General features: G+C 51.1%; 11 protein-coding genes and 1 pseudogene. 8 read left to right on the top strand and 4 right to left on the bottom strand.

What is annotated here, in order from left to right:
• The first annotated feature begins 320 nt into the window (after window positions 1-320).
• The 8 genes and pseudogenes from G491_RS35500 (at window position 321) to G491_RS33965 (ending at window position 10090) form a co-directional block, all read left to right on the top strand.
• Entirely contained in the window at window positions 321-491 is a 171-nt protein-coding gene (locus G491_RS35500) for a hypothetical protein (protein ID WP_157468292.1), read from the top strand.
• A gap of 115 nt (window positions 492-606) precedes the next feature.
• Window positions 607-1722: a hypothetical protein gene (locus G491_RS0114035; protein WP_028315038.1), complete on the top strand. Its 1116-nt coding sequence runs from the start codon at window positions 607-609 to the stop codon at window positions 1720-1722.
• A gap of 4 nt (window positions 1723-1726) precedes the next feature.
• Window positions 1727-2428: an AAA family ATPase gene (locus tag G491_RS0114040; RefSeq protein ID WP_028315039.1), complete on the top strand. Its 702-nt coding sequence runs from the start codon at window positions 1727-1729 to the stop codon at window positions 2426-2428.
• Between the two features lie 78 nt (window positions 2429-2506).
• Window positions 2507-4198 carry a B12-binding domain-containing radical SAM protein gene (locus G491_RS0114045; protein WP_028315040.1) on the top strand — a complete coding sequence of 564 codons (1692 nt, stop codon included), beginning with the start codon at window positions 2507-2509 and terminating at the stop codon, window positions 4196-4198.
• Window positions 4199-4364: 166 nt separating this feature from the next.
• A complete protein-coding gene (locus G491_RS0114050) occupies window positions 4365-5588 on the top strand; it encodes an inorganic phosphate transporter (protein WP_051327265.1) in 1224 nt (407 codons plus the stop codon).
• A 15-nt stretch (window positions 5589-5603) separates the two neighbouring features.
• Entirely contained in the window at window positions 5604-6272 is a 669-nt protein-coding gene (locus G491_RS0114055) for a TIGR00153 family protein (protein ID WP_015948852.1), read from the top strand.
• A gap of 485 nt (window positions 6273-6757) precedes the next feature.
• Window positions 6758-7255 (top strand): annotated as a pseudogene (locus tag G491_RS36725) (PocR ligand-binding domain-containing protein); the annotation flags it as partial.
• Entirely contained in the window at window positions 7256-10090 is a 2835-nt protein-coding gene (locus G491_RS33965; protein WP_248635398.1) for a hybrid sensor histidine kinase/response regulator, read from the top strand.
• 38 nt (window positions 10091-10128) lie between these two features.
• Here G491_RS33965 and G491_RS0114065 read toward each other — a convergent pair whose 3' ends face one another.
• The 4 genes from G491_RS0114065 to rpmA form a co-directional block, all read right to left on the bottom strand.
• Window positions 10129-11385: a glutamate-5-semialdehyde dehydrogenase gene (locus tag G491_RS0114065; protein ID WP_028315042.1), complete on the bottom strand. Its 1257-nt coding sequence runs from the start codon at window positions 11383-11385 to the stop codon at window positions 10129-10131.
• A complete protein-coding gene (proB, locus tag G491_RS0114070) occupies window positions 11382-12572 on the bottom strand; it encodes a glutamate 5-kinase (RefSeq protein WP_028315043.1) in 1191 nt (396 codons plus the stop codon). The genes G491_RS0114065 and proB overlap by 4 nt, the downstream gene beginning before the upstream one ends.
• A 62-nt stretch (window positions 12573-12634) precedes the next feature.
• Complete coding sequence (gene obgE / locus G491_RS0114075; protein ID WP_028315044.1) at window positions 12635-13645, bottom strand: GTPase ObgE; 1011 nt, start codon at window positions 13643-13645, stop codon at window positions 12635-12637.
• On the bottom strand, window positions 13642-13896 hold the full coding sequence (rpmA, locus tag G491_RS0114080; protein WP_015948848.1) for a 50S ribosomal protein L27: 255 nt from the start codon (window positions 13894-13896) through the stop codon (window positions 13642-13644). The genes obgE and rpmA overlap by 4 nt, the downstream gene beginning before the upstream one ends.
• Between the last annotated feature and the right edge of the window lie 11 nt (window positions 13897-13907).

Raw genomic sequence — 13907 nt, forward strand, 5'->3', positions numbered from 1 at the left:
CCGTTTCCCGTCGCTCACGGCTCCAGCCGTGATGGTGCTGTAAATCCCTAAGTTTGGTCCGGCACACAGTCCCATTAGGATATCCTAAATAAGGGAAAATGAAAAGGAAAACCCTGGCCCGGAAAAAGCCCGCAGGAACATGCCGTGCACATGCCCTGTGCATCATAGGTACGGGCGGAGACGGGGCCGCCCTGGAAAAAATCCGTACATCCCCGCTTAAGCCCTTGAAACCGCGTATGTTTGGAATATGCCTGAAACTTGGCGCCAAGATTGCCATAATTGATTACGCGTTGGTTGGATCAATAACTATGGAGGCGTTCATGAAATCGGAAAAACAGGATATATCCGTGTGCGTGGGTCTGCCGGAGGAATACCGAAAGCTACCCCTATTTGTATTCCCTGGGGTTTTCCGGGGTGACTACCATGGCCTTGTCTTTATGAAGCATTTCCCTTTTGACAAAGGCTTTATGGGGAAAACTCCTGATTTGTGAGGTGATTTTTTAAAAAGTGTGAATAATATCATAGATTTCTTCGGTTTCTTATGATACCGCCTATATTTGGTGTAAACGCGCCCTTATTCCCATACCTGAAAACAGGAGACACGCAATGAGGCTGAGAAATCTTTTATCCATATTGGAGAATGCGGATCTAGACGGCCTGCAGCTTAAAGCCAAGCAACTGGATACGGGATATTCCTTTTCGGACATCCAAACCTTTAAGAAGGCCATGGAATCTCTGTCTGCCGTTCCGGTTTTCGAGGCGCCCATCAGCGCTTTGCGGGATTCGGCCATGGGGGCGGAGGAAAAGGATTATCTGGATCAGAGAAACCAGGCGCAGGCGGAGGACATAAAAGAATCCGCGGCCGCCCTGTTCCATGGCGCCAGGGCTCTTTTGCTGACCCTTCGCCAATTGATGCCGGCTGACGCCGCCAATGTGCTGAATATCCAAATCCCCGAGCCCGTAAACATCAAGAAGCTCATGTATGTTTGCAGCAAGCTGGAGAAAACGCTTCAGGGTTCGGTGGTCGGGGATTATACCAAAGGCAAATCCGCCATCTGCCACATCGACCCCGCCGCCAACTGGATTGAAATCGACGTGGGCACGGAAGCCGCCCTCTGTCTGGCCGGCGATTTGGCCTGGTCCGCCGCTGTGGTTTACGGCAAATATCAGGAAGCCAAAATTTTTGAAGAGCATGTAAGGGCTCTGAAATTAAAGCCGGAAAGCCTGGAGGATATCAAGAAAGGCCAAAACGAGGCCATCGTGCGTCTGATCCATATGGAAAGCCACAACCTGGTGGAAAGGCATTTGAACGGAAACGGCGGCCAGATGGAAAAGCTCAAGATTCCCATCAAGTTGATGGCGGATCTTATCAAGGACGGAGTCCGGGTATATCCTCCGGAAGATGCTACTGACAATGTTAAAGCCTTATTCCCGGACTATGACAAACTGGGCGAAATAGAATCCCGGGCGCCTGTCAAAAAGAAGGCGCCCGAACCCGAGCCGGAACCGCAGCCGGAAGAGCCTGTGGAGCTGGACGTGCAGCCCGAACCCATTGAAGCAGAAGCGGCTGAAGAGGCGCCCGAAGAAAAGGCTGACGAAGCCCCCGAAGCCCCTGAAGCCGACAAATCAAAAGCCGAAACGCCAAAACCGGTTACCGAGCCTAAGGTTCCGGTTTTGCCCAAGCAGGCGAGCTTTAACGATACTGTAGATTTGGAAGTCTAATCCCATGCATGTTTGCGAAGCGCGCCTGCGGGTGGACCTTTTCCCGGATGTGGATGTTTATCCTTTTAACCTGGATGTCTTCACGAAGACGGAAAGCCTGGAATTTACGCGGCCTGTGACCTTTTTTACTGGGGAGAACGGCACGGGGAAATCCACGTTGTTAAAGGCTATCTGTCAAAGGTGCGGCATCCACATCTGGGAGGGCGCCCATAGGGTTCGCCTGGAAAACAATCCTTGGGAAAAGACCCTGTGGAAGGCCGTGCAGGTGACCTGGGAACGAGGCCGGGTTTCCGGGGCTTTTTTTGGGTCCCAGATTTTCCAGAACTTCGCGTTTTTGGTGGAAGAGTGGGAAACCACCAGCCCGGGCGTCCTGGAGTATTACGGAGGGAAGTCCCTGGTAACCCAATCCCACGGCCAATCCTTGATGTCCTTTTTCTCAGCCGTGACCAAAAGGCCGGGGTTGTATTTTTTGGACGAGCCGGAGACCGCTTTATCCCCAAAGACTCAATTGGTTCTTCTGGACCTGCTTGCCGAGGCCAATGAAAAAGGGGAGTCCCAGTTTATTATTGCGTCCCACTCCCCCATATTGATGAGTTGCCCCGACTCCGTCATATACAGTTTCGACCAGGCGCCTATCGGCCCTATCGCCTATAAGGACACGGACCATTTCAAGGTCTACGCCGACTTTATGGAGGGTATGAAATAAGCCTTTTTTCCGGCGCCCCCCTCCCCTGCTGTCACTCCCTCCTTGACAGTCCGGCCTGCTTGTGGTTCTTGAGAGTCCATGAAAGTTTTGCTCATATATCCCCCCTTCCTGAACAAAAGGGTTTCCTCCGATGACGTGGCTTCCGTTCCCATAGGCTTGTATCATGTAGCGGCCGTATTGCGGGATGCAGGGCACGACGCCCAAGTGGCGAACTGGCACATGCCCAACCTGGACATGGCCAAGGCCGTGCAGACCATTGAGTCCTTCGGGCCGGCGGTGGTGGGGTTTTCCATTGTCAACGGCAACCGGTTCGGCGCCCTGGACATGGCCGCCATGCTCAAGGAAAGAAATCCCAACCTGACCATTGTTTTAGGAGGAATTGGCGCAACCTTTTTATGGGAGCATTTTCTTACGCACTTCCCCCAGGTGGATTATGCGGTTGTTGGCGAAGGCGAGGAGGCCATGGCCTCTCTGGTGAAATGCCTGGAAATCGGAGATTCCCGGGGTATAACTGATATACAGGGAGTCGCCGCCAGGGTGGACGGCGCGCCGGTTTTGACGGAGCAAAAGGGATATATAAGGGATATTGACGCCTTGCCCCGGCCTTCCAGGTTTTACAAGTTTCAGCACCTGTCCCTTTCCCGCGGATGCCCTCACAACTGCACCTTTTGCGGATCCCCCAAGTTCTGGGGCCGGACCATGCGTTTTCACTCGGCGGATTATTTTGTACGCCAGCTTCACACCCTGGCTAAATCCGGCGAAAAGTTCTTTTACGTCTCCGATGACACCTTTACCTTAAAAAAAGACTTGGTCATCAGGGTTTGTAAAGAAATTATCGAGGCGGGCCTGGATATATCGTGGAACGCCATCAGCCGGGTGGACCGGGTGGACGAAGACATCCTTTACTGGATGCGGAAGGCCGGATGCATCCAGATAAGCTACGGGGTGGAAAGCGGCTGCGAGACCACGCGCGACATGTTGAACAAAAATATGTCCACCCAGGATATTTTGCGGGCTTTTGAACTGACTATCCGTTTCGGCATCTTGTCCAGAGCTTATTTTATATACGGATGTCAGGGGGAAGGCCCTGAGGTGCTGCAAGCCAACCTGGACCTCATGGACGCCATCAAGCCTTTAGGCGCCGTGTTTTATATCCTGGATATATTCCCAGGAACCAGGCTGTATGAAGAGTATCTGCAAAAAAACAACCTCACGGACGACATCTGGCTGAAACGGGTGGAAGACATCATGTACTGGGAGTCGGACCCCGCCCTCACCCAGGATTTGATTGAAGAAACCGGCGACGCCCTGCGAAATCATTTTTATCGAAATCTTCCTGATTATGTATACAGCCTGCAATTGGAAAACAATCCGGATTTGACCATGGAGCACAGCGATTTTTACTCCCGCCTGGGCATGACCTTCACCGTGGGCGATTATGCTAATGACTCCCGCATCTCCAACGCATCCGGGGTTGGGGAATTTTTATTTGAAAAGGCCCTTACTTTTGCACAGGACCCACGGGCCTACCTTGGATTGGGATTGCTCCGCCAGAAATGCGGCCAGTTTGAAAAAGCCTTGGATATTCTGGAAAAGGCCCTGGAGCTGTTTCCCAACGACCAACAAATCCGCCTTTGCCTGGGGACCAACCTCATGAACCTGGGCGCCTTTGGCCGGGCATTGAAGCATTTTGAGCTACTACCCCACCTTCCCGGGGCCATTAAATACGCCGAACAATGCCGGGCGTGCATAGCGGGTTCTTACAGATAGCTGAAAATTATTTTTATCAACTCTTCCATTGATTTTACGGGCAATAACCTGAATTATCGGGTTTGCCCTTGACTTCCTATTGAATTCATAACAAAACCCTAACAAAAATTGTTTTGCAGGCTTTGGCTTGCAACCAATAATCACTCAAATTAGGAAGCGCATAATCATGCCCGAAACAGTAGTACTTATTGCAGGCTTTCTGCTCGGCTTTTATATGTCCTGGAACATTGGCGCCAACGACGTAGCCAACTCCATGGCCTCGGCCGTGGGCGCCAAGGCTATTACTGTAAGGCAAGCTGTTGTAATTGCAGGAGTATTGAATATTGTAGGCGCCGTTTTCATAGGCTCTCACGTAACTCAGACCATCCGAAAAGGCATTGTTTCCACCGAAGTGCTTGCGGACCCTCACATGGCTCTGGTGGGCGCTCTATCCGCTTTGTTGGCCGCGTCCCTATGGATCAGTTTTGCAACATGGCGTTCCTTGCCGGTTTCCACTACGCATTCCATTGTGGGATCCATGATCGGTTTTGGAATCATGGCTTCGGGATTTTCGGTAATCAACTGGGGCAAGCTTGGCCAGGTTGTGGCCAGTTGGGTTATTTCTCCCGTATTCGCCATGGTGCTTTCTTTTCTTATGTTCAAATTTATAGTGGGTCTGATTTTATCCAGGGAAGACCCCTTTGAAAGAGCTATACGATGGTCTCCTTTGTTTGTAGGGATCGCCTTTTTTGTGGTTCTTCTTTGTTTCCTATTTAAAACGCCTTTGGGAAAAACCTTTTCCATCAGCACGCCCATGGCCTTAAGCCTGGCTTTCGGCCTTGCTTTGATCTTCGGGTTTATCGGCAAGTTTCTTCTTGTGAAATTCATTCCTTCCGACAATCCGGATGGGACGGAGGAGGTTTTCAGGAAGATTCAAATCGGCACGTCCTGTTACGTGGCCTTGGCTCAGGGCGCCAATGACGTGGCCAACGCAATCGGTCCTTTGGCGCTGGTGTATTTTTTGGTTAAAGACGGCAACGTGGGCGCCAGCCTGCCCGTGCCCTGGTTTTTACTGCTTTTCGGCGGCATAGGCATAGCTCTGGGAGTCGCCATGGCCGGCGAACGCGTCATGAAAACCATTGGCGAAAAAATTACCACTCTGACTAATACACGCGGTTTTGCGGTGGATTTTTCAGCCGCTACCACGGTGATGGTAGCCTCCAAAATGGGCTTGCCGGTATCCACCACTCATGCCGCTGTGGGCGGCGTCCTTGGCGTGGGATTCGCCGGCGGCGTGGACGCAGTAAACGTAGGCATCATCGGCAAGATTGTCTTGTACTGGGTGCTTACGGTTCCGGCGGCCGCTTTGACCAGCATGTTTTTGTTCCTGATTTTAGAACCCATACTATAAGAGAAGGAGTTCTCCATGCGTATACCGTTTTCGAGTCTATTCGTTACATCACCGTTTGAGGGGCTTCAGGAACATGCGGAAAAGGTGAAGGAATGCGCCTGGGCTTATCAGCAAGGCATAGAATGCTACGTTACGGACAAGTGCGAATCCTTTGAAAAATTTCGCCACGAAGTCATCCGGTTGGAGCATGAAGCCGACGCCATAAAAAGGCGGGTCAGGGGCCATTTGCCGAAAAACACCATGCTTCCTGTGAGCAAGTTTCTCATATTCAGGTATATCCGGGAGCAGGACTGTGTTCTGGATTCCGTAAAGGACTCCCTGAACTGGTTGTCTTATCGTCCCCAGAACGCGATTCCCAAGGAATTGGAGAAGGATTTCTTCCTGCTTGTGGACTCAGTGGTGACTCCCATTGAAGAACTTTCGGCGATGGTTCAGGAAGCCAGGGAATACTTCAGTACGTTCTCCGAAAAGCAGAGAATCAAAGCCAAGGAAATCATCGCCACCATGCGTAGCCTGGAGCATGAGGCCGACATTTGCGAAGACCGGTTGAACCGGAAGATTTTCACCTGCGACGCAGATCCCATAACGGTTATGCATCTTCTTAAGCTGACGGAAATCACGGGCTCCATCGCAGACCACGCGGAAAACGCTGGAGATATGATGCGGGCCATGCTTGCGAAATAAAACCGGGCTGAAAATTCCTTCTACATATAAAACCGGATGGGAATATCCCTGTCCGGTTTTCCAATTTTTACATGCGGCGGATAAAACCTAATCTGAAGCCGTTCTTCCGGGCGCACGGATATTTTTCCCGCTCAATGACGACTCTCAGCCGAAGCTCCTCTTCCATACACAAATAGGCTTGGCAAAATTCAAGCGGGGGAAGCAAAAAGCCGATAGTACATGGAGGAGGGCATTCTTTGGACCGGGAAGAAAGCCGCCGCCGCTGTCTGCGCCCCCGAGAGGGGCCAAAACTCAGGCATGGGCGCAGACCAACCATAACATATCAAAAAAACAAGAAAAATATTGATCTGTCTGTCCGTAACTGGCACAATGCAAACATAGTGAGGTTTACGGCTGTCAGATTCCCTGCTGGCCGAATCCGGGGTAAACGCGGATAATTGCACTGCCTTAATGAGTATATGCTTTTTATAAGGTTATGATAATTCATGAAAAAATATCGCCTTGCGGATTTGATTGATGTTGCCGCGCTTCAAAGGATGGCCGACTCTTTATATCAATCAACAGGCATGCCCACAGGAATTATTGACGCGACGGACAATTCGATCATTGTCGGGTCAGGGTGGCAAGACATTTGCCTTAATTTTCATCGCGCCTGCCCCAAGACCAAACACAGATGCCAAAAAAGCGATGACTATATTAAGGATCATCTAAAAATTGGAGAATTTAGCAAGTATAAATGCCATAACGGTTTATGGGATATTGGCACGCCCATCGTCGTTCACGGCAGACATCTGGCTACGATGTTCCTGGGACAATTTTTTTTTGAAGGCGAGGCGCCGGAAAGAAACTTTTTTGTTGAGCAGGGAGTAAAATTTGGATTTGATCTTGATGCATACCTTGAGGCTCTGGATCAAGTGCCTAGTTTTACGCCAGAAAAAGTTGAATACATACTTGCCTACAACAAATCGCTAGCCCGTTTTATCATGGACCTGGCAGAAGGCGCCCTTTCCCGAAAAAAAGCAAAAAAACAGCTTTGGGAGCAAAATGAGGTCATGCAGGCAGTTCTGGAACACACCCACATGATGGCGGTGTATCTGGACCGGCGCTTCAATTTCGTATGGGTCAACCAGGCTTACGCCAAAACCTGCAAGCATGATCAGTCGTTTTTTCCAGGAAAAAATCATTTTGATCTTTATCCGCATCCTGAGAATCAAGCCATTTTTCAGCGTGTGATTGAAACGGGAGAGCCTTTTTTCGTTGAAGCTAAAGCCTTTACATTTCCAGATCAGCCTGAACGCGGAGTAACCTATTGGGATTGGAGTTTGGCGCCCACAAAGGATAATTCCGGCAAGATAAACGGCTTGGTTTTCACATTGCTCGAGGTGACGGAACGCATCTTATCTGAAAAACGATCCCAAAAAAGCGAGGAAAATTTTCGCACTCTCATTGAAAATGTGATTGATTGGGTTTGGGTGGTGGATAAGGATGGGACTTATACTTACGTGAGTCCTCAGGCGAAGGACCTGATAGGATACGAAATCAATGAAATCCTGGGCAGGACCCCATTTGATTTCATGTCTCAAACAGAAGCTGCAAGGGTCGCCCCCATTTTTTTCAAAGCCGTGAATAACCGTGAAAAAATCATAGCATTGGAAGACTCGTTATTAGCCAAAAATGGGTCTGAAGTCGTTTTTGAAACCAACGCAGCCCCCATATACAATATGGAAAACGCTTTCATCGGATATATGGGAACCTGCCGCGATATCACGCTGCGAAAGCATGCGGAAAAGGAAAGGCGGCTCAATGAAATCCGCCTGGAAGCCCTCATGCAATTGAATGAATCCGGGCCAACTGATCCGGATGAGCTATCCCGATTTGCTCTTGAAAAAAGCGCCTTGCTCACGGACAGCAATATTGGCTTCATCAATTTTCTGTCTGATGATGAAAAGCATATAACCCATTCCGTTTACACCAAAAACACTTTGGCGCACTGCCGCCCGCCCAAGGAAATCCAAGCCTTTGAAATTGCAAAATGCGAGCTGCTGTCCGAGACCCTTCGCAAGCGGCAGCCCATTATAGTGAACGAAAACCCTGAGGAGCGCGCCGCCGCGGCTGCCTTTTCATCCGGGCTGCCCCTGGTTCGGCGCTTTATATCCATTCCGGTTTTTGAGGAAGATCGCATGGCGGCTATCGCCGCTTTGGGCAACAAAGAACAGCCATACACCCGGGAAGATGTTCGTCAGTTTAGGCTTTTCATGGACGGCCTGTGGCGGATTCTTCAAAGGAAGCGAATAGAAAACACGCTCAAAATAAGTGAAATGCGCTTCCGGGAGCTTGCGGAACTACTCCCTGAAACCATATATGAAACGGACTTAGAGGGGAATCTGACCTTTGTAAATCCTCAGGCATTCCAAATGTTCGGATATACCCAACAGGATTTTGATTCTGGTTTGAACGCATTTCAAATGATAATTGAAGAGGATCTTGCTAGAGCCAAAGAGAACTATTGGAAAATAATCCAGGGCGAAACGGTTGAGGTTACGGAGTATACAGGACGAAAAAAAGACGGGACCACTTTCCCCGCCCTTTTCCGTTCTTCGTCAATCCAAAGAAATAGCGAAATCGTGGGTCTGAGGGGCTTTATTATTGACATTACACAAAAACAACAAATGCAAGCCCAACTCGAGCACTCGCGGAAAATGCAAGCCATTGGCGCCCTGGCAGGAGGTGTTGCCCATGAATTCAATAATATGCTGACCATCATTATGGGCAATGCAGAGCTGGCCGCTGAGGACATCCCCGGATGTAATGCGGCTGCAGAGCAATTAAAGGAAATACAAAAGGCGTCGTTGCGGGCCAAGGAGGTGGTGCAAAGGTTGTTAAACGTCGCCCGCAAATCCCACTCCGCCCGAAAGCCAACCCGAATTGCGGAAATTCTATATGAATCTCTTGATTTGCTTCAAAGAACCATCCCAAGTACAGTTTCCATCCGCCAAAAAATTTCTTGCACGGCCGAGACAATTTTAGCGGATTCCACCGAAATCCATCAGGTGGTCCTTAATCTTTGCACAAACGCCCAACACGCCCTGCATGAAGAGACGGGCGTCATTAACGTGAGTCTGGAGCCCATCACCCTGGATCAAGCGATGGGGACGCAATTCAACCGCCTTGAACCTGGGCCCTACGCCAAGCTGATTATATCCGACACAGGTGAAGGCATTCATCCGGACATCATGGAACGTGTATTCGAACCCTACTATACCACCAAGGAAATCGACAAAGGGCTCGGCATGGGGTTGGCGGTTGTTGATGGAATCATCAAAAAGCATGAGGGCGCGATCCATATTAAAAGCGAAGTCGGGAAAGGGACGACCGTTGAGGTGTTTTTTCCTTTGATCGAGACGCAAGCAGATATAAAGACCGCCCAAAAAAAAACTCTGCCCGCAAGCACGGAGCGCGTTTTATTAATTGATGACGAACCATCCATTTTGAAAATGCTCACTCAAATGATCAACCGCTATGGCTACGAAGTGACCGGAAGTTCTTCCAGCGTGGAGGCGCTGGAATTGTTTCGGAGGCAGCCCCATGGGTTTGATCTGGTGATTACCGACATGTCGCTGCCCCATATGCCCGGAGACCGGCTGGCTCGGGAAATGATGCGAATAAGGCCGGACATTCCCGTCATTCTTTGTACAGGCCACAATGAGCGTATGAACGAAAAAAAGGCCCTGAATCTGGGAATCAAGGCCTTTATAACAAAACCCTTTTTAAAAAATAATATAGTGCAAACAATTCAGGATGTACTGAAAAATGCCTGATCTGAAATTGCATGCGTCCATAAACCACAGTTGTTGAATCAGCTTCTGATCTGGCCCTGGCCTTCCACAACAAACTTGGTTGCAGTGAGCTCTTCCACGCCCATGGGTCCGAATGCATGCAGCTTGGAGGTGCTGATGCCTATCTCCGCGCCCAGGCCCAACTGGCCTCCGTCGTTGAACCGGGTGGAGGCGTTGACCATAACCGCCGAAGCGTCCACCTCGCGGCAAAAGCGCTTGGCTCTGGTGTAGTTGTCTGTGACAATGGTTTCGGTATGAAGCGAGCCGTATTTGGCGATATGATCCATGGCTTCGTCCATATCCTTAACTACCTTGACCGCCAGAATCAGATCCAAAAATTCCGCAGGCCAGTCTTCTTCCTGGGCGGGCTTGGCGTCTTTAAGGATTGCGCAGGTTTTGGGGCAGCCTCTGAATTCCACGCCGTCCCTGCTCAATACTTCACAGACCTTGGGCAGAAAAGCCGCCGCCTCGGCCTCATTGACCAGCAAGGTTTCCACGGCATTGCAGACGCCGGGACGCTGCACCTTGCCGTTTTGGCAAATGTTTACCGCCATGTCGTGGTCCGCCGACCGATCCACATACACGTGGCACACGCCCTTGTAATGCTTGAGCACGGGAATGCTGGAGTTGGCCACCACAAAACGAATGAGTCCCTCCCCTCCCCTGGGGATGACCAGATCGATGTATTCTTCCTGTGTCAGCAGTTCCTTGACCGCCTCGCGGTCCGTCATGGGAACAAGCTGCACCACGGTTTCGGGCAGGCCGTTTTTAGCCAGGGCTTTTGCGATAACCTGCCCCAGCGCCCGGTTGGAATGAATGGCTTCGGAGCCGCCCCGGAGGACCACGGCGTTTCCGGCTTTGAGACAAAGGCCTGCCGCGTCTATGGTTACGTTGGGGCGGGATTCGTAGATCATGCAGACAACGCCCAGGGGGATGCGCATTTTCCCCACGGATAAGCCGTTGGGGCGCTGCCACATCTTAACCATGGAGCCGACAGGATCGGCCATGGCGGCCACCTCAATGAGGCCCTGAGCCATGGATTCAATGGTGGCTTCCTTGATGGTCAAGCGGTCGATCATGGCGGAGCTAAGGCCGCTTTCCTTGGCCGCCTCCAAATCCTTGGCGTTTTCTTGGTATAAAAAGGATGCTTCTTCCTTAAGCAGGGCGGCAATGTCTGTGAGCACCTTGTCCTTCACCTGGCCCGAACATTTGCCAATTTCCCGGGAGGCCGCGCGAGCCGCCTTGGCCATATCGAGTATGATTTCGTTTACACTCACGGATTTTCCTCCTGATCTTCAAATGTAACGACTAAATTGTCGCGATGAATCACTTCGTCATAAGCTTTATGCTTTAAAATGCATTCCAGTTCGGAGCTTGGCTTGCCCTTGATCTTTCTGGCGTCGGCCGAAGAATAATTGGTAAGCCCTATCCCCAATTCCCGGCGATCCAAGTCCACCACGCGAACCGGAGCGCCTACCCCAAAGGCGCCTTCTACGGCCTTGATGCCCACAGGCAACAGGCTTTTGCCGTTATTAACCAGGGCGTTGGCGGCGCCATTATCGATCATGAACAGGCCCTTGGGATTGGCTGCAAAGCCCAGCCAGCATTTTTTGCCCGCCATTTTTTTACTTTTCGGAGCGAAAAGGGTCCCTACTTCCTCCCCATCGAAAATTTTCTTTAAGATGCCTGAAGTCGCCCCGCCCGCCACAATCATTGGTATGCCGGCGGCATGCGCTTTTTTGGCGGCGATTACCTTAGAGGCCATGCCTCCGGTGCCGTGCTGGCCTGTATGGCAACTTGCCGATTGCTCCAGGGCTGAGGTTATCTTTTCGACGTAAGGGACTATCTTGGCGTCTGAACAGGTTCTGGGGTCGCTGGTGTACAATCCGTCGATATCCGTCAGATTGATCACCACGTCCACATCCAGCAATTGAGCGATCATGGCGGACAGGTTGTCGTTATCCCCGAATTTTAACTCAGCAACCACCACCGTATCGTTTTCGTTGATAATAGGCAACACCTTCCAGGCTAATAGGGTCTGAAGGGCGTTTCGAGCGTTCAGGTAACGTCTGCGGGCCGCCAGGTCGTCTCGAGTAAGCAGCACCTGGGCGACCTTTACATTATGCTCTTCAAAAGCCAGTTCATATTCATTGATAAGGCTGGCCTGCCCCACAGCGGCTGCAGCTTGCTTTTCCGGTATTTCCGTAGGCCTCTTGGCAAGCTGCATCTTGCGTACGCCCGCGGCCACGGCGCCGGAGGATACCAGGATGATTTCCCGGCCTGTAGCATGCAGCTCCGCCAGTTGCTGGGAAAGATTTTTGACCATTTTCAAATTAAGGCCGGTTTCTTCGGTCAATATGCCTGAGCCGACCTTGACCACCACCCGTTTGACGCAGGAAAAAAACTCCTTGCGATTGCCGGCGCCTGAAAATACAGCGCCATTGTTATTGGCTTGGCCTTTCATAATAAACCTGAATTCTATAGGAAATGATAAAAAAAGCTGGCTGCTGACCTAATTAAAATAAATCAGGATGGTCGGCGGCCCGGTTCGCGGAGTTGGGCGAATATGGCTTCAATAAGTTCGTCCAGTCCCTCCCCCAATATAGCAGAAATCTGCAATACCTGCAGATTCCCACAAGATTGCTTAAAAAGGCAAGCGCCTTCTTCAGCTTCGGGAAGGTCCATTTTATTTAAAACCACTATTTGGGGCTTTTCGCCCAGAGCCTGATCATAGGAACTGAGTTCCTTATTGATGGCCTGGTACGATGCCAAAGGGTCTTCGGCAGTCACCTGCGAGGCGTCGATGAGATGGATAAGAAGGCGGTTGCGCTCTATATGACGCAAAAACCGGTGGCCAAGGCCTGCGCCTTGGGCGGCGCCTTCAATAAGGCCGGGGATATCGGCGATGACAACAGGCTCTCCGTAGGGATCCTGAAGCACTCCAAGACTGGGAGCAAGGGTGGTAAACGGATAGGCGCCGATTTTGGGTCTTGCTGCGGTAAGGGCTGTGATGAGGCTGGATTTGCCTGCGTTGGGCAAGCCCACCAAGCCGACGTCCGCCAGAAGTTTGAGTTCCAGCCTGAGGGTTTTCTCCTCGCCTTCCTCGCCTTCCTGTGCGAACCTGGGAGCTCGGTAGGTAGAGGAGGTAAAGTGCTTGTTGCCTTTACCTCCCCTACCGCCGTGACAAACTATACACCGTTCCTCTTCAACAGAAAGATCCGCTATGATTTCGGATGTTTCCGCATCGCGGACAATCGTACCCACGGGCACTTCAATGAGGAGATCCTCCCCATTTTTTCCGTGTCGGTTGGCTCCACTGCCGTATCCTCCACGTTGCGCCTGGAAACGATGTTTATAACGAAAATGATAGAGGGTGTGTTTGGCTCGCGTAGCGACAAGCACCACGTCTCCGCCCTTGCCTCCGTTGCCTCCATCCGGTCCGCCCCTAGGGATAAACCTTTCGCGCCGGAAGCTGACACACCCTCTTCCGCCATCGCCTGATTGTACAATCAAGGTGGCTTCGTCTACGAATTTCACACCGGGTATACGCTCACTTTTTTCTTGTCGCGGCCCTTGCGTTCGTAGGCGACTTTGCCATCGATGGTGGCGAACAAAGTGTAATCGCGGCCCATGCCCACGTTTTCGCCGGGATGAATTCTGGTGCCCACCTGGCGAACCAGGATATTGCCGGCCCGAACGATTTCTCCGCCGTAGCGTTTTACGCCCCGGCGTTGGCCGTTACTATCCCTGCCGTTTCTTGAGCTACCGCCAGCTTTCTTATGTGCCATGACTCAATACT

The sequence above is a fragment of the Desulfatibacillum aliphaticivorans DSM 15576 genome, assembly GCF_000429905.1.
In the GTDB taxonomy this organism is placed as follows: Bacteria; Desulfobacterota; Desulfobacteria; order Desulfobacterales; family Desulfatibacillaceae; genus Desulfatibacillum; species Desulfatibacillum aliphaticivorans.